Origin of the sequence: Candidatus Palauibacter sp. (genome assembly GCF_965261555.1) — a bacterium.
Taxonomy (GTDB): domain Bacteria; phylum Gemmatimonadota; class Gemmatimonadetes; order Palauibacterales; family Palauibacteraceae; genus Palauibacter.
Genome location: NZ_OZ253465.1, coordinates 531,022 through 554,355, shown reverse-complemented (window position 1 = coordinate 554,355; position 23,334 = coordinate 531,022). Strand labels below are relative to the sequence as shown.

Here is a 23,334-nt window from a genome sequence, read left to right as displayed (position 1 = left end):
GACCCCCGGGCCTCCCGGAGTCAGGGGTTCGTGGCGACGGGTTCGAACGCCTTCAGTACCTCGCGCGTCATGTCCCAGCGGTCGAAGCCCTGCCGGCCGTAATCGAGCCCGCGTCGGACGATGACGACGTCGTGCGATGGGACGATGACGACGAACTGGCCGCGGTTTCCGGCGGTGGAGTAGGCGCCCTTCGGCACATCCGTGCGGTCGTCGGGCACGAGCCAGAACTGGCCGCCGTAGAAGTTGCCGGTCTCGGACGTGGCGGGGGCCGGCGTCCGCACGAAGTCGATCCACTCCTCCGAGATCAGGCGCTCGTCCTTCCACATCCCGTTCTGCGCGTAGAGGAGCCCGAAGCGGGCCAGGTCCCGGGCCGTCGTGTAGACCTGGCTGCTCATGATGAAGTCGCCGAAGCGGTCGGTGCTGAGGAGCGTGTTCCGCATCCCGATCTTGTCGAGGAGGCGTTCCCGCGGGAACTCGAGGTAGGCCTGCGGGTCGCCGATCGCCTTCTTCATCGCGTACACGCCGAGCAGCGTGTCGTAGTTCTCGTAGTCCCAGAACGTCCCGGGTTCCTGCATGAGCGAGCGGTTGCGGGCGCCGTGCACGGAACTCTCTCCGGCCCAGTAGGAGAAGCCGGAACCGGTCGCGTATTCCATCCCCCAGCTGTCCACGGGATAGAGTCCGCTCGACATGTTGAGCGCGTGGCGGAGCGTGATCTCGCGCCGGGGATCGGTTTCCGCGGACCCCGCGTTCTCCGGCAGCCAGTCGAAGGGCAGCGGCTCGTCGAGCGCCAGCTTGCCCTCGTCCACGAGCATGCCGATCAGCGTCGAGGCGATGCTCTTCGCGGTCGACCACGTGCGGGTCTTCGTGAACATGTCGATGCCCGGCGCGTAGCGTTCGTGGATGATCTCCCCCTCGTGGAGGACGATGAGGCTGAGCGTCACCTGCTCCGGGGATTCGCGGTCGAAGGTCCAGTCGGACGCGGCCTGGAGGGCTGCATGATCCACCCCGGCCGGGAGCGGGCGACTCATCACGAGATCTCCGTCGGGCCATGTCGTCCCTTCCGGATCGCCGTCCGGCGCGGGCGTCGTCAGGATCGGCAGGTCGTCGATGTCGTCGAAGGTCTGGTCCGGCGACATGATCACGCAGCCGATCCCCTCGCGGAACGCGGCCCGCATGGTCGGGATCGCCCCCGGCGCTCCGATCGCCACGGCCTTCCGCTCCCAGTCCACCTGGTAATCGCCGCCCTCGGCCGTCCCGACCGGGTCTTGCAGGTAGGCGAGTTCCTGCTCGAAGACCTGCTCCAGCGTCCGGTCTCCCGTGAACAGGCCGTTGCACTGGAGGATGGCCTGGACGCCGCGCTGGATCATCTCCCGCTGCGGAGCGAAGTAATCGTAGGACCGCTCCTGCTGGGCGGCGGTGGCTGCGGGCGCGAGCAGGGCGAGCGCGATGGCCGCGGATGTGAGGCGTTTCATGGCTTCCCCCGGAATCCGGACGACAGGTTTCTGGAACCCTGCCAACATGCGGGACGCACGCGGTTCCGGCCACGGGTGCGAAGGTCGCGCCGGCGCGCGGGCACGAATATCGTGTCCCCGTGATCGACCAGATTCTCTACGGCAGCATTGCGCTCATCGCGCTCACGAATCCACTCGCGGAGCTCCCGTTCTTCTTCGCGGCGACGGACGGGTTTTCGCGTGTGGAACTCCGTCGCGCGGCGGTGAAGGTGGCGGTGGGGGTGCTCATCGTGCTTACCGTCGCCGCGATCGCCGGCGCGCGCATCCTGAGTCTCTTCGACGTGAGCTTCGCCGCGTTCCGGACGGCCGGCGGCCTCGTCGTCATCCTCGCCGCGCTCGAGATGCTGCGCGGGGCGGGATTCGGGATCACGGGCGTACGCCGGGATCCGGGCGAGACGGAGGACCACCTCTGGGTCCCGCTCGTCATGCCGCTGATTGCGGGGCCGGCGTCGATCACCGCCGTGATCACGCTGGCGCTCGATGAGGCCGGGGCGTTGATCGGGATTCCCGTCGCCACGCTCATCGCGGTGTCGGTGGCCTCCCTGGGCGTGCTCCTCGTGCTCCTGGCGGCCGGCTTCCTCTCGCACGCGCTGAGCGGCCGGGCGGTCCGGATCTTCGAGCGTTTCTCGGGCCTGATCCTGCTCGCCATCGGCTGCCAGATGTGCCTCAGCGGCATCCGGGAGTTCTTCGCCGGCTGACGCGGCCGGCCGACGCGGTCGGCTAGCGCACCACGTCGACGGTGACGGTCTCGTCGAAACGGGCGCCGAGGTCGGAGAGGAACAGCGAAGCCGTGGCGTGGTGTCCCATGAGGTAGCGGCTCACGAAGCGGAAGACCGGGCTGTAGACCTCGCCCTCCTCGGTGATCGTGACGGTCGCCCCCGCGGCTGTTGGTTCGATCTCGACGATCCAGCGGCCGCCGAAGGGCATGCCTTCCGAGAGGATCGTCGTCACGAGCCGGGTCGGAGGCTCGCTCTCCGTCAACTCCATGGGGAGCGGCCCGGTGGCGCCGAGTTCCACCCAGGCCGGCTTTCCGTCCCGCGCCGGGAGTTCCTCGATGCCTTCGACGGACGGACGCCACTCGGGGTACGCGCGATAGTCCGCGACGGTCGCGAAGATCTCCTCGGGCGATGCGGAGAACTCGGCGCGCACCGCCGCCACGTGCTCCTCGGGCAGGGAAATCCCGACGCCGTAGACGACCCCGACCAGGCCTGCGATGACGACGAGCATACCGATGATGATGCGCTTCAACGTGCGATTCATGGGCGGGTTTCCGTTGAACGGAGCGGATGGTCGCGGACGAGGGGGAGCGTGAGGCAGGTCGGGCCCCCCTCGCACGGGATGCAGAGCGCGTCGCCGTCGAAACGCGTGACGTCGCAGCCCGCGTTTCTCATCAGCCGGGCGGTGTCCGGAAATCCGTCGAGCGCGATGCAGCGGCGCGGCGCGGTCGCGAGGACGTTGAGATTCAGCCCCGCCGAGGCCGTGAACTCCTCATCCCCGGCCTCGAGGCACCGGATGCCGCGCTCGCGCAGCAACTCGTGGAGCGCGACCGGAAAGAGCCGGGGATAGAGCAGCGCCAGATCCCGGTCCAGCGGGCTCACGAGCGAGAGCAGGTGGAGACAGGCGGCGCTTCCGCGCCACATCGGAAGATCGAAGGCGCGAACTTCGATTCCGAGCGGGGCCACAATGGCCTGAAGCTGGTCGATGCCGGCCTGGTTCGTGCGGAAGCCGCGTCCTGCCGCGAGGGTGCCTGCATCGACCCACATCAGGTCCCCGCCTTCCGCGGTTCCGGGGGGTTCGATGGCGCCGATCACCGGCACGCCGAGCCGCCGGTAGAGCGCTGCGTGGCTCGCCACCTCGGGCTGGCGCAACTCCTTGCCGGGCCGCAGAAGAACCGCGCCGCCGGGCGTCATGAAGGAGGGATCGAAGGGGAACATCGCATCGGCGAGGCCGTCGTCCGCCGAGTCGCCGATCCACTCGATATCGGCCCCGGAGGCTGCGACGCGCTCCGTGAACGCGTCGTACTGCCGCAGCAGCCGGCCGGACTCGAGCGGCCCCGCGTAATTCCAGCGCGCCGGATCCGCCTCCAGCGTCGCCCGGCCCGGCCGGCGCATCGCCACCTTCCGCAGCGGCCCCACCATGCTGGAGACGCCGAACCTCGCTTCGGTCTGCACCCGCGCGTTCATCTGGCTGAAGCTACGGCCGCACCCGTACCTTCGCTGGCCGCGGCGCCGTCGGCGTCGCCGTTCGCACCGCCCCGGCACGGACCGCAGCACGAGGGTTCCCGAGCTTGAACCGAGAGCGATTTCACGGCGCAGCAACGTTTTCCGAGTACCTGGAGACGGTCGGGAAGAACCGCGAACTCTGGCACGCGCTGGCCCGACGCGCGGCCGTGGACGAGGAAACCCGGCAGCGCGCCCGCGCCGTCCCCGGCCGTTGGAAGGTCATCGCGCTCACCGAGGATTGGTGCGGAGACGCGATCAACACCCTCCCCGTGTTCGATTGTCTGGCGGAGGTCGCCGGGAACATCGAACTGCGCGTCCTCCTTCGCGACGAGAATCCGGACCTGATGGACGCCCACCTCACGAACGGGACGAGCCGGTCGATCCCCGTCCTCATCATCTACGACGAGTCGTTCCGCGAGCGTGGGTGGTGGGGCCCCCGGCCGGCGCCGATCCAGGAGTGGGTGATGACGGAGGGAATGGAGCTGGATCCGGCGGACCGGTATCGCGAGGTTCGCCGCTACTACGCACGGGACAAGGGCCGCACCGCGCTGGACGAGTTCCTCCGGATTCTCGAGCGCGCGACCGCCGGCGACTGAGGGGGGAAGTCAGCCCCCGCCCACCTGCTCGTCCGCCGTGCCTCGTCCGCCGCCCACGGCTCGCATCACGACGAACACGGGGACTCCCGCCACGAGGAGGAGGAAGCCCCAGAACACGATCTCGGGGCCCGCCCCCGCGATGGCCCAGAAGGAAAACCCGAAGGCGAGGATGGCCACGACCAGCCGTGCCACGGGGGCTGCGGCGCCGCGCGTCTGCTTCGCGCTCGAGTCGTCCCTCGCGGCGAGGCGCTCGCGCACGGCGAAGAGCAATCCGGTCGTGCTCGCGAACACGTAGGCGAGCAGCGTCGCGAGCGTGGAGAGCAGGATGAGGAAGGTGAAGGCCTGGACGAGGCCGCGCGTGTAGTTCATCGCGATGAGGATCGTCGCGACGCCCGCCGCGAAGATGAGACCGAAGGAGGGCGTACCGCGCGGACTGAGCCGCGCGAAGGCGGCGGGAAGGAGGCCATCCTGCGCGGCGGCCCGAGGGAGCTGGCCGGAGAGCAGGATCCAGCCGTTGAGCGCGCCGAAGCAGGCGATCGTGGCGCCCGCGCCGATCACGAGCCGGCCGGCATTCCCCCAGATCGATCCGGCCGCGTCCGCGAAGGGCGCGGTGGAAACCGCGAGGTCCGCCGGCGCGATGATCCCCATCACGGCGGAGGTGCTGATGATGAAGATCGATGCCGCGATCACGGTGCCGAGGATCGTGGCCCGCGGGATCGTCCGCGCAGGGTCCCGTACGTCGGCGGCGGGGACGGTCGCGGCCTCGAGTCCCATGAAGGCCCACAGCGTGAGCGTCACGGTCGCCGTGACGGCGGCGATGGGATTGCCCCCCGTCGGGTTGAACGGACGGAAGTGCTCGGGCTGGAAGTAGAGGAAGCCGATCGTGCCGACCGCCGCCAGCGGCAGGAGCTTGAGCACGGTGGTGACGAGTTGCACGTGCCCCGCCGCGCGCACGCCCCACGCGTTCACGAATGTCAGGCCCCAGAGGGCGGCGAGGGATGCCATGCCCCCGGCGACGGGAGAAGCGCCCAGCACGGGCCAGAAGACGGTCGCGTAGCTCACGGTCGCCACGGCGAGGGCCGCATTGGCCGTGAGCAGCGAGATCCAGTAGGACCACGCGACCCAGAACCCGATGAAGTCGCCGAAGCCCTCTCGCGCGAAGGCGTAGGGGCCGCCGACCTTCGGAATCAGCGAGCCCAGTCGCGCCATGACGAGCGCCAGGCACATGGCTCCGCCCGCGCTCACCAGCCAGCCGAGGATGCTGATCCCCCCATACGGAGAGAGCGATGCGGGCAGCAAAAAAACGCCCGAGCCCACCATGCTCCCGACCACGAGGGCCGTGCACATCCACAGCCCCAGGGCGGGCCTGGGCGTCATCCGCCGCTCCAGGCGGGAGTTGCCGACGGCCTGGCCGCGCTTAGCGGTTGCCCCGATAGCTGCGGACGGGCGGCAGCCGGGCGCCGGTTCCGCCCGCCGGCTCCGTCTCGGCCACCACCTCCAGCGTCAGCGTGCCGATGCCGTCGATCGAGGCGCTGACGACCTCGCCGGGCTGCAGGAATCGCGTCTCCCCGCGAACCGCCGTGCCCATGCCGACGCCGCCCGACGTGCCGTTGTTGATCACGTCCCCGGGGAAGAGCGTCGCGACGGAGGACCCATACTCGATCAGCTCCCACAGGGTGTGGATCATGTCTCCCGCGGTCGCCTCCTGCATGCGCTCCTCACCCACGTCCAGAGTTTGGCGCAGCTTCTCCATCGGATCGCCGTAGAACTCCTTGGGGACGATCCACGGACCCATTGGCGCGAACGTGTCGTGACCCTTCCCGACGAACCAGTCGGACGTCATGGGGTTGCCGCCGGGCGGCCGCCCGCCCCGGTCGGAGACGTCGATCGTCACGGTGTACCCGAACACATGGTCCTGGGCGTCCCGCGCGTCGACGTACTTGGCGCTGCGCCCGATCACGGCCCCGAGTTCCACCTCCCAGTCGGTGCGGTCCCGGCCGAAGGGGATCACGATCCGGTCGTCGGCTCCGATCACCGCGCCGCGCGTCGGCTTGAGGAAGAGATAGGGCACGCCGCGGTTCTCGCGCCGCTGGCGGCGGGCTTCGCGTCGCTCCTCCTCGCTGCCCGCCTCGTTGACGTGGCTGTAGAAGTTCACCGCCGCGTTCAGGATCTTTCCGGGGTACATGATCGGCGGAAGGACGCGCACGTTCTCGAGGTCGTGGACGAAGTCGGCGCGACCGCTTCCGGAAAGTCCGCCCCGGGCCACGAGGTCGTTGACGATTTCGTACAGCCGGAGTCGCACCCCGTACTCGTAGCGGCCGATGAGGTCGATCATGTCGGCCGGCGGCGGGACGGGCGGATAAACGGGGTTTCGCTCGAGGTCCCGGTTCGCCTCCCCGATGTCGACGATGAGGGCGTCGCGCAGCACGAGGGCGACGCGCGGAACGCCGTCGACCTCGAACGTCCCCACCTTGAAGGGCTCCGCGATCTCGATCTCCGGCCCTCCCTGGGCGGACAGGGGAGCGGCGAACGCCAGGGCCGCGGCGAACGCCGGGGCCGCAGCCGCCACGAGCGCCCTCATGAGCCGGGATCCCGCCTGTAGGTGCTCACGGGCGGCAGCCGGACGCCGGTTTCGCCGAGAGGCTCCGGCCCCTCGACCACGGGAAGTTCGATCGTGCCGATCCCGTCGATCGTCGCCGTGACGACGTCACCCGGCTGAAGGAATCGCGCCTCGCCCATGCCGACCCCGCCGGAGGTGCCGAGGTTGATCACGTCGCCCGGGAACAGCGTCAGGATCGAGGACGCGTATTCGATCAACTCCCACAGCGAGTGGATCATGTCTACCGCCGTCGCTTCCTGCATGCGCTCTCCGCCGACGTCCAGCGTCTGACGCAGCTGCTCCATCGGGTCGCCGTAGAACTCCTTCGGGACGATCCACGGTCCCATCGGCGCGAACGTGTCGTGCCCCTTCTCGACCAGCCAGTCCGAAGCCGTCGGGTTGCCGCCGGGGGGACGCCCGCCGCGGTCGGACACGTCGATCGTCACGGTGTACCCGAATACGGTCGCCTGGGCATCCTCGGAGGCGACGTACTTCGCCGCCCGCCCCATGATCACGCCGAGTTCCACCTCCCAGTCGGTCTGGCTCCGGCCGTGGGGAATCACGATCCGGTCGCTGGTCCCGACCACGGCGCCGCGCGACGGCTTGAGATAGAGATAGGGCACGCCCCGGTTCTCGCGGCGCTCACGGACCGCGTCCTCCCTCTCCCCTTCGGCCGCGTCCGCGGCGACGCGGCTGTAGAAGTTGCTCGCCGCGTTCAGGATCTTGCCCGGGTACATGATGGGCGGGAGGATCCGGACCTCATCGACGTCGTAGACGTACTCCGCGCGAGTGGGACCGGAGAGCCGCTGATAGGCCACCGTCTCGTTGACGATCTCGTACAGGCGCCGCTGGAGTCCGTACTCGTAGCGGCCGATGAGGTCGAGCATGTCCGTCGGCGCCGGCACTCTCGGATATGCGCGGTTCCGCTCGAGCACTTCGTTCGCCAGTTCGATGTCGACGATGAAGGCGTCACGCAGCACGAGCCCGACGCGCGGAACGTCTCTGATCGCGAACGTCCCCACCTTGAACGGTTCCACGAGTACGATGCCCGCGACATCCTGGGCGGCGACGGAGACCGCGGAGAAAAGGACCGCGATCATGCCAAGCGGAAGGGTCCGTGCGGTCGAAGTTCGTCTGGGCGGCGCTGTTCTCATGGATCTTTCCTCTCGGTTGGGGACGGTCGGTCTCAAGGCACCAGCCCGTCCAGTTCCTCGATCGTGGCCATGGAGGGACCGCGTTCGGCCTGGAGCCGGCGTGCGGTCGCTTCGGTGGCCCTCATGACGCGAAGCAGGTTGTCGGCCGCGAGGGCCCGAAGTTCGGATTCGGTCCACCCGCGGCGGGAGAGTTCGGCGAACAGGGCGGGGTACGTCGACACGTCCTCCAGGCCGACCGGCCCCCGGTCGATGCCGTCGTAGTCGCCCCCGATCGCGACGTGGTCGATTCCCGCCACGTCGCGGATGTGCTCGATATGCGCCACGACGTCGGCCATCGTGGCGCGCGGCCGTCCCTCCGGTGGGCCGACGTAGGTCGCGACGTCCTCGTTCACGAAGGACTCGACGAACGTGACCATGACCACGCCGCCGTTTTCCGGCAGCCGGCGCAACACATCGTCCGGGACGTTGCGCGGGTGGTCCGTCACCGCCCTGGCGGAGGAATGCGAGAAGATCACCGGCGCCTCGGTCACGTCGAGCGCATCGTGCATGCTTCCCGGCGACACGTGCGAGATGTCGACCAGCATGCCCAACCAGTTCATCTCGCGCACGACTTCCCGGCCGAACGGCGAGAGTCCGCCGAGTTCGGGCAGCGCGCAGCAGGAGTCGGCCCAGGGGAGGTTGGCGCTGTGCGTGAGCGTCATGTACCGGACGCCGAGCGCATAGAAAGCACGCAGGGCGCCGAGCGAGTTCTCGATCGCGTGGCCTCCCTCCATGCCGAGCATCGAGGCGACCTTGCCGCGGTGGAACTGGTCCATCACCTCCGCGGCGGTGACCGCGAGCCCCAGGTCCTCCCGGTGATCGGCGATGATCTGGAGCGCGATGTCGATCTGCTCCAGTTGCATGCGCGCGCCGCCGCCCTCCTGCATGACCGAGGCGGGGACGTAGACGGACCAGAACTGGGCCCCGACGCCGCCGGCCCGAAGTCGGGCGAGATCGGTGTGCCCCGGCGTGGAGCGCGAGATGTCGTAGGCGCGGACATCGCGGGGTGCGTCCGCGTTCCGGATTGCCCAGGGCAGATCGTTGTGTCCGTCGAACAGGGGGACGCTCGACAGCACGCGTTTCGCGATCTCGAGATGTTCGTCCTGCGCGCGCACATCCGCGGCCGCGAGTCCGAAAACGAGCGCGGACAGAACCGCCAGCGCCATCGTCCGGGTGAGTCGTCGCTTCATATTGCACGGGCTCCCGTTGACAAACGCGGTAGCCAATATGGCGCGGTAGCCAATATGGCCCTCAATGGATTCTCGCTTGGCGGACGGCGCGCCGCCAGCCGTGCCACCAGCCGTGCCGCGTCCGGTACGGCGTCGTGGCGAGAGAGAGGTGCGGGCGCCCTTCCGGCATGGGTATCTTCCCGCATGCTGATCAACTGCGACATGGGAGAGAGCTACGGGCCGTGGGAGAAGGGGGCCGACGAAGCGGTGATGCCGCTGATCGACCAGGCCAACATCGCCTGCGGCGGCCATGCCGGGGATCCCGATACGATGGCTCGGACGCTCGAGCTGGCGGCCGCGCACGGCGTGCAGGCGGGGGCGCACCCGGGCTATCCCGACCGGCGGAACTTCGGGCGCCTGCGGCTGGACTGGCCGCTCGACTCGCTGGTGCTCGAGATACAGGCGCAGATCGGAGCGCTGCAGGGCGTCGCGGCGGCGCTGGGCGTCCGGCTACGGCACGTGAAGCCCCACGGAGCGCTCTACCTCGCCATGATGAAGGACGACCGGCTTCTCACGCGGCTGGCGGAAGGCGTGGCCGCCCTGGACCCGTCGCTCGCCTTCGTCCTGCAGGCGACGCCGGAGCGCCGGCGGCACGCGGCGATGCTGGAGCACACGGAGCTGAAGCTGGCATTCGAGGCCTTCGCGGATCGGGCCTATGCGCCGGACGGGCGTCTTCAGGCGCGCGGGATCGACGGGGCCGTCCTCTCCGACGCGGATGCCGTCGCCGGCCACGTGGCGAATCTCCTCGACGGATTCGTGGAGACGCCCGAGGGTCCTCTGCCGGTGGCGGCGGAAACGCTCTGCGTTCACGGCGACAACCCCTCGGCGACGGCGGTGCTCCGCCGCATCCGCGAACTCGTGCCGCGGAAGAAGTAGATCGCCGGTGATCACTTTCCCGGGGCCGGTGAGCGCCCTGGTCACGCTTCCGGTGGCGCCCGACCGGGATGGGATCGCCCGCGTCCTCGATCTCGAACGCTTCGCGCGCGATGCGTTGCCGGATCTTCGCACGACGATTCCGGCCTTCAACCGGCTCCTCATCGAGGGCTCGCCCCACAGTTGGAGCGCGACGGACGTCGAATCCAGGCTGGCCGCGGGCGCTGAAGCGTGTCTCGCGGAGGCGCCCGGGATCGACGCGGGAGACCCCGTGTCGCTGCCGGTGTGCTACGATCCGGAGTTGGCGCCCGATCTCGAGGCCGTGGCGGCGAACGCGGGCGTGGGCGTGGCGGAGGTGGCGCGGCTCCACAGCGGCACGACATACGCCGTACTCGCGACCGGGTTCGCGCCGGGGTTCGCCTACATGGGTGACGTGGACGCGCGGATCGCGATGCCGCGTCTGACGACGCCCCGTCCGCGGGTCGAAACGGGATCCGTCGGGATCGCGGACCGGCGCACCGGCATCTATCCGGCGGCGGGGCCGGGGGGCTGGCGTCTGATCGGCCGCGTTCCCGCCGCGTTCTTTGCCGATGCCGCCGAGCGGATTGCGCGCTTTCGACCCGGAGGTTCGGTCGAGTTCCGTCCGATCGGCCGGGACGAGTACGAGGCCGCGGGCGGATGAGCCCGCACGGCGTCGTGGATCGCCCCGGCCCGTTCTGCACGATCCAGGATCTGGGCCGGCGGACCGGCCGCCGGGCCGGACTCGCTCCCGGGGGCGCCATGGACCAGCGTGCGTACCTCTGGGCCAACCGGCTCCTCGGCAATGACCCGGCGGCCGCCGCGCTCGAGATCACCCTGGGCGGCTTCGCCCTGCGCTTCGCCGTCGAGACGGCCGTGGCGCTGACAGGGGCCGATTGCGCCGCCACGCTCGACGGCGTCGAAACGGGCGCGTGGCGCACCGTTCGGGCGCGACCGGGCCAGGTGCTCCGGCTCGGTTACAGCGCAACCGGCATGCGCGCCTTCGTCGCGTTCCCCGGCGGACTCGATGTCCCCACCGCGTTCGGCTCCGCGTCGGCCGTCGTGCGCGACGGATGGCCGGGGCTGCTCGGCCGGCCCCTGCGCGCGGGCGAACCCCTTCGATGGGGTGAACCTGCGCGTGCGTGTCCGGTGCGGCGGGTGCCCCGCGAACTCGTTCCGCCCAACACGGCTTCGCTGACGCTGCCGCTGATCGTCGGCTACGAGTGGGCCGAGTTCTCGAACGCGGACCGGGAGCGGGTGTTCGACGCGGAATGGACCGTCGACCCGGCGAGCGACAGAACCGCGGGCCGACTGGCCGGCCCCGCCATGGGTTCGGGTCCGCGCGTCCTCGACTCGACGCCTCTCGTGGACGGGACCGTTCAGGTCACGGGCGACGGTCTGCCGCTGGTCTTCATGCGGGATCGCCCGACGATCGGCGGCTACGCGAAGCTCGGCTCCGTGGACCCGATCTCGCTCGACGCCTTCGCGCAGGCCCGGCCGGGCACGCCCATCCGTTTCACCCGCGCCGACCCCGATTCGCTCCGCCGCGCCCTCGCGCGGCGAGAGCGGTTCTTCGGGATCCACCACGCCTCGTGATCGGCAAAAAGTTGAACGTCGACGCCCCGTTTGCTTATGTTTCGGGTTCCGGTGCAGTTCAGGTGGGGTGGATCAGCGGGGTGGAGGCATCGTGAAAACCTGGGCAACGTTACCGTTTCTTCTGGCCGCGGCCGTGCCCGGCGACATCTCGGGACAGAGTCTACGCGGGTCCACGAGTTCGCTGGATCGCCAGAACCGTGTCGCCCGTCAGCACGACTTCACCTATATCGCGACGCCCGAGCAGGTGCAGCGCTTCGTCGACGCCGGCTATCTCGTGCCCGTGACCGCAACGGCAGACTTCGAGCTTCACGAAATCTCGTTCCCCTACGCGCGGCCCGAAGTAGATCTGTTCATCTCCCGGCTTGCGTCACAGTACCGGCGTGCGTGCGGCGAGCGACTCGTGGTCACGAGCCTGACGCGCCCGATGAACCGGCAGCCGCGAAACGCCTCCCCGCGCTCCGTGCACCCCACCGGCATGGCGCTCGACCTGCGCGTCCCCGGCCCGAAGTGCCGCGGTTGGCTGGAGCGTGTACTGCTCCAGCTCGAGGGATCGGGGGTGCTCGAGGTTTCGCTGGAGCGCCGCCCGCCGCACTACCACGTGGCGCTCTTCCCGCAGCAGTACGCCGCCTACGTCGAGCGAATCACGCGCGCCAGCACGCAGCAATACGTCGCCGGCGGGGGGCGGTACCGGGTGAGGGCGGGCGATTCGCTCTGGGAGATCGCCCGTCGACACGAGACGACCGTGACCCGCCTCCGATCCGCGAACAACCTGAACGGGAGCCGGATCTATCCGGGCCAGGTCCTGACGCTTCCCGACTGAACCCCGCCGAGGACCTCGGCTTCAGGCGGAGGACGTCATCCGCTTCGAGATAAGAGCAGCGCTGGCGATTCTGTCCCTCACGGGGGCCGTCGCGGCGGTCGGCGCCGGCGGCGCACACGCACAGGAACCCGATGCGGTACGTCTCTCGGGCTATGTGCGGGTAGCGGAGAACGATGAGGTCATCCGGGCCGCCCGGCTCGACATCGTGGAGCGTGACCTCATCATCGGGACCAACCGGTTCGGCTTCTACTCGATCGAGTTGCCCCCCGCGCGGTATTCGATCCGCGTCTCCAGCCTCGGCTACGAGACCGTGACCGAGGTCGTGGACCTCAACGAGACAACGTCGCTGGACTTCGCGCTCCCCCTCAGACCGGTCATCGTGTCGGAACTCACGGTGACGGCCGACCGGGAACCTCCGGACCTCGACCCGGCGAGCGCGGATATGAGCGTCGTCCGGCTCGACGTCCCCTCCCTCTCCGAACTCCCGCTCGTCCTCGGCGAGGCGGATCCGGTCCGCACGCTGACCCTCTACCCCGGAGTCAGCACGGCGAACGACGCGACGACCGCGATCAACGTGCGCGGGGGCGCGGGCGACGAGAACCAGATTCGCCTCGACGACTCCGAGGTCTTCAATCCGGCCCACGCCATCGGCCTCTTCTCGACCTTCAACTCGGACGCGGTGGGGGATGTCACGCTCTACAAGGGCGGGATCCCGGCCCGGTACGGCGGTCGCCTCTCTTCCGTGCTGGAGATTCACCAGCGCGAGGGCAACTCGCGGGAGTTCGAGGGAGCGGCGACGATCGGCCTCCTCTCCAGCCGCCTGAGCCTCCAGGGGCCGCTCCTCGACGGGAGGGGATCCTGGCTCGTCGCAGGCCGCCGCACCTACGCGGACCTCTTCCTGGGCCTGTCGAGCGACCCCTCGATCCAGGAGAGCACCGCGTACTTCTACGACCTCAACGCCAAGGCGAACGCGCGCTACGGCGCCACCGGCCAGGTCATGCTCTCCGGCTACTTCGGCCGGGACCGGCTGCGGATCGGGGCCCAGGCCTCCGCGGCGTGGGGGAACGCGACGGGCACGCTGCGCTGGAACCACGTGTTCGGCCCGGTCTTCTCCCATCTGACGGTGACCTACAGCGACTACGAGTATCACATACAGAACAGCTTCAACGCCAAATCCGCCTCGCTCGACGCGGGGATCCGCAACTTCAGCGTGACCGTGGACGAGTCGTGGGACCTGAGCCCGTCGGACCGGCTGGAGTTCGGGCTGGGGCTCCGCAGCTACGAGATCCAGCCCGCGAACATCGCCCCCGGGGAGGGCTCTGCGGTCATCGCGACGGAGTTCGAGTCCCGGAAGGGCCTCGCTCCCGAGGCGTACCTCGAACACGAAACGGAGATCGGGCGCCTGGCGCTCCGCTACGGGCTGCGGGCGAGCGGGTTCATCCGCCGGGGCGCCGCGACGGTCTACGACTACGAGAACGACGCACCCGTCGTCTATCGTCCGGCACTGGGCCGGTACGAGCCCGGCGCCATCGTGGACAGCACGCGGTACGGAAACGGCGAGACGATCGTCTCCTACGGAGGGATCGAACCGCGGCTCGGAGTGCGCTTCGGGCTCGACGACGCCTCGTCGCTCAAGGCGAGCTACTCCCGCACGCGGCAGTACCTGCGGTTGGTGACGAACACGAACTCTCCCACGCCGCTCGACCTGTGGGATCCCGTGGGGCCGTACGTGAAACCGCACGTCGCCGACCAGTTCGCGCTCGGCTACGTCACCGCGCTCGCCGGGGGGCTCTACGCGCTTTCGGGAGAGGTCTACTACAAGCGGGCGCGCCATCTGATCGACTACGTGGACGGGGCGGACATCTATTTCAGCCGGCGCCTCGAAACGCTTCTCCTCCCGGGCGAGGGACGCGGGTACGGGGCGGAATTCCTCCTGAGGAAGACCCGCGGACGCCTCACCGGATGGGCGAGCTATACCCTCGCCCGCTCGGATCAGCGGACGCCCGGACTCGCGGCGGCGGATCCCGGGGTCAACGGCGGCGACTGGTATCCATCCCCCTACGACCGGACGCACGACTTCGCCCTCACGGGACTGTACCGGTTCAGCGAGGATTGGAGCCTGGGGGCGAACTTCGTCTTCGCCACCGGGCTGCCGACGACGTACCCTGTCGCGCGGTATCAGTTCGCGGGCCTGATCCTGGGAGAATACGGGCCGCGGAACGCCAGGCGCCTTCCGGACTATCATCGTCTGGACGTGTCGGCCACCAGGAGGTGGGGGCGGGGAGAACTCCAGTTCGGGCTCTTCAACGTGTACAACCGCTTCAACGCTCAGGCGATCGCCTTCCGCCAGAACCGGGACTCGCGCACGGTCACCGAGGCGGTGGAGACCGCCGTGTTCGGCCTGGTGCCGAGCATCAGCTACCGGTGGCACTTCTGATGCGTGGGGGCGGCGGGCATCGCGTGACGACGGCGGGCCGCCTGCTCGCGTTGGCCGGGTGCCTTGGGGCGGCGGCCTGCGAACGGGTCGTGGACGTCGACATTCCCGATCCGGAGCCGAGACTCGTCGTGGAGGGACGGATCGAACGCCTCAAGGAGGCGCCGAGCGGGAGCCAGCGCATCCGGCTGTCGACGACGGCGGGCTTCTTCGACAGCCGGCCGACCCCGCCCGCGACGGGGGCCATCGTCACGGTCGTCGACGGGGCCGGCCGCGCCTACCCGTTCCCGGAGATCGAGCCGGGTCTGTACGGGACGGAACATCTCGTCGGGCGCGTCGGCGAGACGTACACGCTCTTCCTCGAGTACGCGGGAGACGTGTACGAAGCGTCGGCTCTGCTGCGCGAAGTGGCCCCGATCGATTCGCTGTACTTCGTGTTCGAGGAGGAGTCGCTCTTCATCGACGACGAAGGCTATCGGGCGGCGATCGACTTCGCGGACCCGGCCGGAGTCCCGAACTACTACCTGTGGGAACAACTCGTGGAGGGCGTGAACGAGATCCCGCCGGACCCCGGAAACGCGATCAACCTCGTGAGCAGGGACGAACTGTACGACGGGCAGGACGTCATCGGCTTCCAGCCGAACGATGAGGTCGCCATCGTGTCCGGCGAACACGCGGAGATTCGCCAGATCTCGCTCTCCAGGCTGGGCTACGACTACTACTACGCGCTCTTCGAGCAGAACGCGCTCGGGTCGGCGAACCCCTTCTCGATCCCGCCCGCGAACGTGCGGGGGAACGTCACGAATCTGGACCGCCCGTCCCGGTTCGCGTTCGGCTTCTTCGGGGCGGCCGAAGTGAGCGTCGCGAAGGGGGTCGCGCCCGCCCGCTGAGTATGCCCGAGTCGCGTCGACCGGCTATGTTGGCCCCGTGTTCAATCCCGGCACTCCGAGGACGCGAGCGGGCCCGACGATCCTGGCCCTGCTCCCCATGTTGTTCGCGGCCGCCCATCCCGGCGCGGCACACGCGCAGGAGCCGCAACGCGTGCGCCTGTCGGGCTACGTCCGCTCGGCCGTCAGCGACGAGGTGCTGCGCGTGTCCCGGCTCGAGATCGTGGAGCCCGGAATCTCCATCGCGACCAACCGGTTCGGGTTCTACTCCATCGAACTGGTTCCGGGCCGATACACGGTCCGCGTCTCACAACTCGGGTACGAGACGACCACCCGCGTGATGGATCTCCACGCGACGGCCTCGGTGGACTTCGCGCTCGACCTCCGGCCGGTATCCCTGGTCGAACTCACGGTGGAGGCGGAACAGGAGCCCCCGGACATCGACCCCGGGACGGTCGAAATGAGCGTGATCCGGTTCGACGCGCCCGCCCTCTCGCAGGTCCCCGTCGTGCTGGGTGAAGCCGATCCCGTGCGCACGCTGACGCTCTATCCCGGGATCACGACGACGAACGACGCGACGACCGCGATCAACGTCCGCGGAGGCGCGGGCGACGAGAACCTGATCCTGCTCGACGATTCCGAGGTCTTCAACCCGGCCCACGCCCTCGGGCTCTTCTCGACCTTCAACACCGACGCGGTGCACGACGTCACGCTGTACAAGGGCGCCATCCCCGCGCGCTACGGCGGGCGGCTCTCCTCGGTGATGGAGATCCACCAGCGCGAAGGGAACTCACGCGAGTTCGAGGGATCGGCCACGGTCGGGCTGCTTTCGAGCCGGCTGAGCCTCGAAGGGCCGCTGTTCGACGGGAACGGTTCGTGGCTCCTCGCCGGGCGCCGGACCTACGCGGACCTCTTCCTCGGTCTCGCCTCCGACCCCGACGTGAGGGAGAGCGTCGCCTACTTCTACGACCTCAACGCCAAGGCCAACGTCCGCTACGGATCGACCGGCCAGGTCATGCTCTCGGGATACTTCGGCCGCGACCGCCTGAGCGTCGCCAACGTGGCCTCGGTGGGGTGGGGAAACGCCGCCGGCACACTGCGCTGGAACCAGGGATTCGGACCCCTCTTCTCGCACGTAACGCTCATCTTCAGCGATTACGACTACCAGATCCAGAGCGGCTTCAACGCGCGGGCCGCGTCGCTGAACTCCCGCATCCGCCATCTGAATCTGAGCCTGGACGAGTCCTGGATCCTGGGGCCCAGCGACGAGTTGCAGTTCGGGATGGGTATCGGGACCTACGACGTCCGGCCCGCCGATGTTGTCGAGGCCGAGGGCTCGGCCGTCGTGCCTCAGGAACTCGACCAGCGCCGCGGTCTGGCCCCCGACGCGTACATCGAGCACGAGACGGAGTTGGGGCCCCTCGGCCTGCGCTACGGCCTGCGCGTGACGGGGTTCATCCGGCGGGGTGAAACCACCGTCTACGACTACCTGAACGACGCGCCGGTCGTCTATCACCCCGACCTGGGCCGGTACGATCAGGGGGTCGTGACGGACAGCACGCGCTACGGGCCGGGGGAGAGCATTGTCTCCTACTGGGGTCTCGAGCCGCGGCTGGGGCTGCGCCTCAGCGTCGGCTCCGCGTCGTCGATCAAGGCGAGCTACTCCCGCACGCGGCAGCACATGCGGCTCGTCACGAATACGAACTCTCCCACTCCGCTCGATCTGTGGGATCTCGTCGGCCCCTGGGTGGAGCCGCATGTCGCGGACCAGGTTGCGCTGGGCTACGTGACGACGCTGTCCCGCTCACGGTATTCACTCTCCGGAGAGATCTACTACAAGCGCGCCCGCCATCTCATCGACTATGTGGATGGGGCCGATCTCTGGGTCACGCGACAACTCGAGACGATGCTGCTCCCGGGCGACGGGCGCGGGTACGGCCTCGAACTTCTCGTGCGGAAAACGCAGGGCCGTCTGCGCGGGTGGGCGAGCTACACGCTGGCGCGCACCGATCAGCGGACCCCGGGCCTCACCGCGTCGGATCCGGGCATCAACGGCGGCGACTGGTATCCCGCTCCCTACGACCGGACCCACGATTTCGCGCTCACGGGGATGTACGAACTCAGCGATACCTGGCGTCTCGGCGGCAACTTCATCTTCGCGACGGGTCTCCCCACGACCTTCCCCGTGGCGCGCTGGGAGTTCGCCGGCGTGGTCCTGGGTACGTTCGGACCCCGCAACGCGGAGCGCCTCCCGGACTATCACCGACTCGACTTCTCGGCCACCAAACAGTTGGGGAGGGGAGAACTACAGTTCGGCGTGTTCAACATCTACAACCGCTTCAACGCGCAGGCGCTCGCGTTCCGGCAGAGGGAGGACTCGCGCCTCGTGACGGAGGCGGTGGAGACCGCCGTGTTCGGGATCGTGCCGAGCATCAGCTACAGGCTGCGGTTCTGATGGGCGGGAGACGGAGGACCGGACGGAGGGCCGGGAAAGTGTTCGTACGGTTCGCGGCCGCCCTCGGCTGCCTTGTCACGGCGGCATGCGAGCGGATCGTGGACGTGGAGATCCCCGCGCCGGAGCCGCAACTGGTCGTAGAGGGGCGGATCGAACTCGTGAAGGAGGCGCCGAGCGGGGTGCAGACGATCCGGCTCAGGACCACGGACGCCTTCTTCAGCAACCGGCGCACGCCCCCCGTCACGGGCGCCGTCGTCACCGTGACCGACGGGGCGGGCGTCGTCCACCCGTTCACGGAGACGGAGCAGGGCCATTACGTGACCCGCCACCTTCACGCCCGCATCGGAGAGACGTACACGCTCGCCATCGAATACGCGGGAGACCGCTACGCCGGCTCGGCCTCGCTGCTGCCCGTGGCCCCGATCGACTCCCTCTATTTCACCTACGAGGAGCCGACGCTCGTCAACGACAAGGAGGGCTTCCGGGCCGCGATCGACTACACGGACCCCCCCGGCGGTCCGCACTTCTATCTGTGGGAGCAGTACGTCGACGGGGTCAACGAGCCTCCCCCCAGTGCGGGCAATCAGTTCAACCTCGTAAGCAGGGACGTGTTGTACGACGGCCAGCCCGTCGTCGGCTTCCAGCCCAACAACGAGGTCGTGATCGAGCCCGGATCGCACGTGATGATCCGCCAGGTCGCCCTTTCCCGCCGGAGCTACGACTTCTACTACGCCACCTTCGAGCAGAACGGGATCGGAACGGGCCCCGGGTTCTCCGTACCGCCCGCCACGATCCGCGGGAACGTCGCGAACATCACCCGCCCGGACCGGTATCCGCTGGGCTTCTTCGAGGCGGCGGAGGTGAGCGTGGCGGAAGCGATCGGTCCTGAACGGTAGCGAGTTGCCGTGTTCGACGATCCCGGGACGCTGAAGGCCGCCGGGGCGACGCTCGCCCTGGCGATCCTGTGGCTGGTCGAGGGCGTGCTGCCGATGTTCGAGGGCCGCCGCGCGAGGGCGGGGCACGGAGCGCGGAACATCGCCCTCGGCGTGGGGAACGCGGCGGTGGCGGCCGTAATCTTCGCCGCGGCCACGCTGTTCGTGACGGAAGCGGCACGGGAACGCGGTTTCGGCCTGCTTCACCTGCTCGAACTCCCGGCGTGGGCCAGGATCGGGCTCGCGGTCGTGATCTTCGATGCGTGGCAGTACCTGTGGCACCGGATGAACCACCGGATCCGGTTCCTGTGGCGCTTCCACCAGGTCCACCACTCGGACGCGGAGCTGGACGCCACGTCGGGTCTCCGCTTTCACACGGGGGAGATCGTGCTCTCCTCGGTCGCGCGGCTCGCCGTGCTTCCCCTCCTCGGGGTGACGGTGGCCGAACTCCTCGTCTACGAGGCGATCCTCCTCCCGATCATCCTCTTCCACCACAGCAACGTGCGGCTGCCCGGCGGGGTGGACCGGTGCCTGCGCTGGCTCATCGTCACGCCGTGGATGCACTGGGTCCACCATTCCGACTACCAGCCCGAGACCGACTCGAACTACTCGAGCATCTTCTCCTTCTGGGACCGGGCCTTCGGGAGCTTCCGGCTCCGGTCCGAGCCGCGCGAGATCCGTCTCGGGCTCGAGAACGTGGACCGCTCGGAGTGGGGAACGCTGCGCGGGATGCTCTCAATGCCGTTCCGGCGGAGGCGCCGCGAGTAGGCAGGCCTCGCGAGGGCGAGGTGGGAGGGTGCCGGTCGCCTGCCCGGGCGGAGCCTTCCAGGCGGCGACGCTCGGGGCGCTGGCGGTGCTGGCGGCGTGCGGTGACTCGGTCGCGCCGGCGGATCCGGAAGATCCCGGAGCCGGACCCGATCCGGTGCTCGCGCCGATCGACCTGTCGCGCGCGTGGGCGACGTCGACGCCCGAAGCGGAGGGGTTCGATCCGGAGCTCCTCGGGAGCGTCTTCGCGGACGCGGCGGGCGCCGTGCCGAACATCCGGGCTCTCGTCGCGGTCCGGAACGGGCGGCTCGTCGAGGAGGCGTACTTCGGCGGCATGCACCGGGACTCGGCCTTCGACATGCGGTCCGTCACGAAGACGGTCACGGCGCTGCTCGTCGGCCTTGCCTCGGACCGCGGACTGCTGGATCCGGAGGATCCGATGACGGACTGGCTGCCGGATCCGTCGCTGCGGTCCGAGCATGGCGGCATCCGCGTGCGCGACCTCCTCACCATGACGAGCGGCATGCAGTGGTCCGACGAGGAGGACTTCGGCCCGTGGGTCCGTTCCGGTCGGCCTGTCGGATACGTCCTCGACCTGCCCATCGTCGCCCCGCCGGGCCGGCGGTTCATCTACAGCACCGGCGGGTCGCACCTGCTCACGGTGATCGTGGAGAACGTCGTCGAGGGTAGCGCGCTCGAGTTCGCCGAGCGGGAGTTGCTGGGCCCGCTGGGGATCGGGAACAAGCGCTGGCCGGTGATGCAGGACAGCGTGATCGTTGGGGGCGCCGCGCTGGCGCTCCGTCCGCGAGACGCCGCGAAGGTCGGCCAGCTTATGCTGCAGGGCGGACGTTCCGGCTCGCGGCAGATCGTTTCCCGGAGCTGGGTGGAGGCACAGATCGGGCGGCTCGTCGAGGTGGGCGACATCGGCTACGTCCTGCGCGACGCGGGGTACGGCTATCAGACGTGGAGCGATGGCCAGGGCGGCGGCGACGACGTGTCCGCGTTCGTGCTGTGGGGCTACGGGGGCCAGTTCGTGTGGGTCGTGCCGGATCGGCAACTCGTCGTCGTGGCCCAGACCCACTGGCGCGGCACCGGCGATCACGACGGGAGACAGGCCGACGCGGTGGCCGATCTCATCGTACACCGGGTGATCGAGGCGGCGCGCCCCATCCGCCGCTAGCGGCTCGCCCGCTACCGACGCTGGCGGCGCGCCGTGCCGCAACGGAACGTGAGGGCCTATGTTCCACGGGTTCTCTCGACCCCGTTCCGGAGAAACGCCCGATGCGCATCGTTGCCGCCGCTTTCGCCGCCGTACTTGCCGGCAGTGTCCTGGCCGCCGGAGCCGGGCCGGCCGTCGCTCAGGAGCGGCCGCGGGGGCTGCTCGATCCGCCCCCCATGGATGACAGTCCCGGCATGCGCGTGTACGCCGCCTCGTGCGCGGAGTGCCATTCCGGACAGCGCACCGTGCGGGCCCCCGGCCTCACCACCCTCGGCACCATGACGCCCCGCGCGGTTCTCAGTTCGCTGGAGGCGGGTCGCATGCGCCGGCACGGCGAGGACCTCACGGCGGACGAGCGCCGCGCCGTGGCGGAGTGGCTCACCGGCGAGGCGCTGGTCGAGACCCGCCTCCCGTCCTCCGCCTTCTGCACGAGCGCGCCTCGGGCGGAGGGCGTCGTGCACTGGTCCGGCTGGGGTGGCGGCGGCGGCGAGACGGGCTTCGTGGATGCGGCTCGCGCGGGACTCACGGCCGCGGACCTGCCGAACCTCGAACTCGCCTGGGCCTTCGGCTTTCCGGACGTGAGCCAGGTGCGCTCGAAACCCGCGGTGATCGACGACCGGATCATCGTCGGCTCGGCGTACGGCGAGGTGTATTCCATCGACCTGGAGAGCGGTTGCGTGCACTGGGTTTTCTCCGCTGACGCGGCGGTGCGCGGTGCGATCGCGATCGGCGACGGCCCGGAACGGGCGCAGACCGCTTTCTTCGCCGACTTCGCCACGAACGTGTACGCGATCGACGCGACGACAGGCGCCCTCCATTGGCGCGCCGCCGCCGGGACCCACGCGGATCACGTCGTCACGGGGAGCGTGGCCGTCCACGGGGGCCGCGTCTTCGTCCCCCTCTCGTCGATGGAAATCATCAGCGCCGGCGATCCGACCTACGAATGCTGCACGTCGAGCGGAGGCGTCGCCGCCTTCTCGGTGGAGGCGGGCGAACCGCTATGGGAGTTCCGGACCGTGGCCGAGGAACCGAGACACACGGGAGAGAACGAGGCCGGGACCCGGCTCTTCGCGCCCTCCGGGGCGCCCGTGTGGTCGAGCCCGACGGTCGACGCCGCGCGCGGCCTCCTCTACATCGGGACCGGGGAGAACTACACGCGACCGGCGACGGGCGGGAGCGACGCGATCACCGCGCTCGACATGGATACGGGCGAGGCCCGCTGGACCTTCCAGGGGCGGGAAGACGACGCCTGGAACATGTCCTGCCTTTCGCCCCGCTTCCAGAACTGTCCCGCGCCGACGGGGCCGGACCACGACTTCGGGATGGCCCCGATCATCGTCACCGCCGAGGACGGGTCCCAGCTCCTCATCGCCGGGCAGAAATCCGGCATGGTGTGGGCCCTGGACCCCGATTCGGACGGCGAACTCGTGTGGGCGCGCCGGGTAGGGCGGGGAAGCTCCCTCGGCGGCATCCACTGGGGTCTCACGTCCGACGGACATCGAGCCTACGTGCCGAACGTCGACAACCCGTTCGCCATCATCTCCGACCCGCGCTCCGGCGCCTCCACGCAGATGAACGCGGAGGATCCGCCCACCCCCGGCGTCTACGCCCTGGCACTCGCCGGCGGAGAAGTCCTCTGGCACGCTCCCCCCGATCCGTCCGTGTGCACGGGCCGCGCCGGTTGCATGCCCTTCTTCTCCGCGGCCCCCACCGCGATCGAGGGGGCGGTGCTCGCCGGGAGCCTGGACGGCCACCTGCGCGCCTTTTCAACGGAGGACGGCTCGCTGCTCTGGGATGTCGACACCGCGCGCGAGTTCGAGACCGTCAACGGCGTGCCGGGCCGCGGCGGCGCCATCGACGGACCCGGACCCGTCGTCGCGCGCGGCTATGTCCTCGTCAACTCGGGATACGACATGTTCAGCCAGATGCCCGGAAACCTTCTTCTCGCCTACCGGCTGCCTCGCTAGGCAGCCGGGTCCGCCCCA

The 23,334-nt window shown here is 69.4% G+C and carries 20 protein-coding genes; 13 read left to right on the top strand and 7 right to left on the bottom strand.

Features of this window, described 5'->3' with window-relative positions:
• Positions 1 to 20: 20 nt before the first annotated feature.
• Complete coding sequence (locus ACQY5G_RS02335) at positions 21 to 1,472, bottom strand: serine hydrolase domain-containing protein (RefSeq protein ID WP_428276652.1); 1,452 nt, start codon at positions 1,470 to 1,472, stop codon at positions 21 to 23.
• Between the two features lie 119 nt (positions 1,473 to 1,591).
• Here ACQY5G_RS02335 and ACQY5G_RS02330 point away from each other — a divergent pair, with 119 nt between their 5' ends.
• The gene (locus tag ACQY5G_RS02330) at positions 1,592 to 2,209 is read left to right on the top strand and encodes a MarC family protein (protein ID WP_428276650.1); all 618 of its coding nucleotides are present in this window, start codon (positions 1,592 to 1,594) and stop codon (positions 2,207 to 2,209) included.
• A gap of 22 nt (positions 2,210 to 2,231) precedes the next feature.
• Here the strand turns inward: ACQY5G_RS02330 and ACQY5G_RS02325 are convergent, their stop codons facing one another.
• Positions 2,232 to 2,771: an SRPBCC family protein gene (locus ACQY5G_RS02325; RefSeq protein WP_428276648.1), complete on the bottom strand. Its 540-nt coding sequence runs from the start codon at positions 2,769 to 2,771 to the stop codon at positions 2,232 to 2,234.
• Positions 2,768 to 3,694: a dimethylarginine dimethylaminohydrolase family protein gene (locus tag ACQY5G_RS02320; RefSeq protein ID WP_428276646.1), complete on the bottom strand. Its 927-nt coding sequence runs from the start codon at positions 3,692 to 3,694 to the stop codon at positions 2,768 to 2,770. Before ACQY5G_RS02320 ends, ACQY5G_RS02325 begins: the two co-directional genes overlap by 4 nt.
• A gap of 104 nt (positions 3,695 to 3,798) precedes the next feature.
• On the opposite strand from ACQY5G_RS02320, the gene ACQY5G_RS02315 reads away from it, so the two are divergent.
• Positions 3,799 to 4,329, top strand: coding sequence for a thioredoxin family protein (locus ACQY5G_RS02315; RefSeq protein ID WP_428276644.1), 531 nt, complete (start codon positions 3,799 to 3,801; stop codon positions 4,327 to 4,329).
• Positions 4,330 to 4,338: 9 nt separating this feature from the next.
• Here ACQY5G_RS02315 and ACQY5G_RS02310 read toward each other — a convergent pair whose 3' ends face one another.
• The 4 genes from ACQY5G_RS02310 to ACQY5G_RS02295 form a co-directional block, all read right to left on the bottom strand.
• Complete coding sequence (locus ACQY5G_RS02310) at positions 4,339 to 5,706, bottom strand: amino acid permease (protein ID WP_428276642.1); 1,368 nt, start codon at positions 5,704 to 5,706, stop codon at positions 4,339 to 4,341.
• Between the two features lie 40 nt (positions 5,707 to 5,746).
• Complete coding sequence (locus ACQY5G_RS02305) at positions 5,747 to 6,910, bottom strand: fumarylacetoacetate hydrolase family protein (protein ID WP_428276640.1); 1,164 nt, start codon at positions 6,908 to 6,910, stop codon at positions 5,747 to 5,749.
• Positions 6,907 to 8,028 (bottom strand): fumarylacetoacetate hydrolase family protein, encoded by a 1,122-nt coding sequence (locus ACQY5G_RS02300; protein WP_428276638.1) that lies wholly within the window; start codon positions 8,026 to 8,028, stop codon positions 6,907 to 6,909. The genes ACQY5G_RS02305 and ACQY5G_RS02300 overlap by 4 nt, the downstream gene beginning before the upstream one ends.
• A gap of 86 nt (positions 8,029 to 8,114) precedes the next feature.
• On the bottom strand, positions 8,115 to 9,311 hold the full coding sequence (locus ACQY5G_RS02295; RefSeq protein ID WP_428276636.1) for a dipeptidase: 1,197 nt from the start codon (positions 9,309 to 9,311) through the stop codon (positions 8,115 to 8,117).
• 183 nt (positions 9,312 to 9,494) lie between these two features.
• Between ACQY5G_RS02295 and ACQY5G_RS02290 the strand changes: the two genes are divergently transcribed.
• From ACQY5G_RS02290 to ACQY5G_RS02240, 11 genes are all read left to right on the top strand, one after another.
• Complete coding sequence (locus ACQY5G_RS02290; RefSeq protein ID WP_428276634.1) at positions 9,495 to 10,226, top strand: 5-oxoprolinase subunit PxpA; 732 nt, start codon at positions 9,495 to 9,497, stop codon at positions 10,224 to 10,226.
• Between the two features lie 7 nt (positions 10,227 to 10,233).
• A complete protein-coding gene (locus tag ACQY5G_RS02285; RefSeq protein ID WP_428276632.1) occupies positions 10,234 to 10,905 on the top strand; it encodes a 5-oxoprolinase subunit B family protein in 672 nt (223 codons plus the stop codon).
• Positions 10,902 to 11,837, top strand: a complete 936-nt coding sequence (locus tag ACQY5G_RS02280; RefSeq protein ID WP_428276630.1) for a biotin-dependent carboxyltransferase family protein — start codon at positions 10,902 to 10,904, stop codon at positions 11,835 to 11,837. The genes ACQY5G_RS02285 and ACQY5G_RS02280 overlap by 4 nt, the downstream gene beginning before the upstream one ends.
• Before the next feature lie 91 nt (positions 11,838 to 11,928).
• A complete protein-coding gene (locus ACQY5G_RS02275) occupies positions 11,929 to 12,657 on the top strand; it encodes a DUF5715 family protein (protein WP_428276628.1) in 729 nt (242 codons plus the stop codon).
• A gap of 154 nt (positions 12,658 to 12,811) precedes the next feature.
• Complete coding sequence (locus ACQY5G_RS02270) at positions 12,812 to 15,094, top strand: TonB-dependent receptor (RefSeq protein ID WP_428276626.1); 2,283 nt, start codon at positions 12,812 to 12,814, stop codon at positions 15,092 to 15,094.
• Entirely contained in the window at positions 15,082 to 15,981 is a 900-nt protein-coding gene (locus tag ACQY5G_RS02265) for a DUF4249 domain-containing protein (RefSeq protein WP_428276624.1), read from the top strand. Before ACQY5G_RS02270 ends, ACQY5G_RS02265 begins: the two co-directional genes overlap by 13 nt.
• Positions 15,982 to 16,018: 37 nt before the next feature.
• Complete coding sequence (locus ACQY5G_RS02260) at positions 16,019 to 18,433, top strand: TonB-dependent receptor (protein WP_428276622.1); 2,415 nt, start codon at positions 16,019 to 16,021, stop codon at positions 18,431 to 18,433.
• Positions 18,434 to 18,471: 38 nt separating this feature from the next.
• The gene (locus ACQY5G_RS02255; protein WP_428276620.1) at positions 18,472 to 19,329 is read left to right on the top strand and encodes a DUF4249 domain-containing protein; all 858 of its coding nucleotides are present in this window, start codon (positions 18,472 to 18,474) and stop codon (positions 19,327 to 19,329) included.
• A gap of 9 nt (positions 19,330 to 19,338) precedes the next feature.
• Positions 19,339 to 20,133 carry a sterol desaturase family protein gene (locus tag ACQY5G_RS02250; RefSeq protein ID WP_428276618.1) on the top strand — a complete coding sequence of 265 codons (795 nt, stop codon included), beginning with the start codon at positions 19,339 to 19,341 and terminating at the stop codon, positions 20,131 to 20,133.
• A 28-nt stretch (positions 20,134 to 20,161) separates the two neighbouring features.
• On the top strand, positions 20,162 to 21,310 hold the full coding sequence (locus tag ACQY5G_RS02245; RefSeq protein ID WP_428276616.1) for a serine hydrolase domain-containing protein: 1,149 nt from the start codon (positions 20,162 to 20,164) through the stop codon (positions 21,308 to 21,310).
• A gap of 101 nt (positions 21,311 to 21,411) precedes the next feature.
• Complete coding sequence (locus ACQY5G_RS02240; protein WP_428276614.1) at positions 21,412 to 23,316, top strand: PQQ-binding-like beta-propeller repeat protein; 1,905 nt, start codon at positions 21,412 to 21,414, stop codon at positions 23,314 to 23,316.
• Positions 23,317 to 23,334 lie beyond the last annotated feature (18 nt).

What these genes read in the sequence shown, in the direction of transcription:
- ACQY5G_RS02300 (WP_428276638.1), bottom strand. Translation starts at nt 8,028, where the DNA reads ATGATCGCGGTCCTTTTCTCCGCGGTCTCCGTCGCCGCCCAGGATGTC.
- ACQY5G_RS02310 (WP_428276642.1), bottom strand. Translation starts at nt 5,706, where the DNA reads ATGACGCCCAGGCCCGCCCTGGGGCTGTGGATGTGCACGGCCCTCGTG.
- ACQY5G_RS02290 (WP_428276634.1), top strand. Translation starts at nt 9,495, where the DNA reads ATGCTGATCAACTGCGACATGGGAGAGAGCTACGGGCCGTGGGAGAAG.
- ACQY5G_RS02305 (WP_428276640.1), bottom strand. Translation starts at nt 6,910, where the DNA reads ATGAGGGCGCTCGTGGCGGCTGCGGCCCCGGCGTTCGCCGCGGCCCTG.
- ACQY5G_RS02335 (WP_428276652.1), bottom strand. Translation starts at nt 1,472, where the DNA reads ATGAAACGCCTCACATCCGCGGCCATCGCGCTCGCCCTGCTCGCGCCC.
- ACQY5G_RS02240 (WP_428276614.1), top strand. Translation starts at nt 21,412, where the DNA reads ATGCGCATCGTTGCCGCCGCTTTCGCCGCCGTACTTGCCGGCAGTGTC.
- ACQY5G_RS02320 (WP_428276646.1), bottom strand. Translation starts at nt 3,694, where the DNA reads ATGAACGCGCGGGTGCAGACCGAAGCGAGGTTCGGCGTCTCCAGCATG.
- ACQY5G_RS02325 (WP_428276648.1), bottom strand. Translation starts at nt 2,771, where the DNA reads ATGAATCGCACGTTGAAGCGCATCATCATCGGTATGCTCGTCGTCATC.
- ACQY5G_RS02280 (WP_428276630.1), top strand. Translation starts at nt 10,902, where the DNA reads ATGAGCCCGCACGGCGTCGTGGATCGCCCCGGCCCGTTCTGCACGATC.
- ACQY5G_RS02295 (WP_428276636.1), bottom strand. Translation starts at nt 9,311, where the DNA reads ATGAAGCGACGACTCACCCGGACGATGGCGCTGGCGGTTCTGTCCGCG.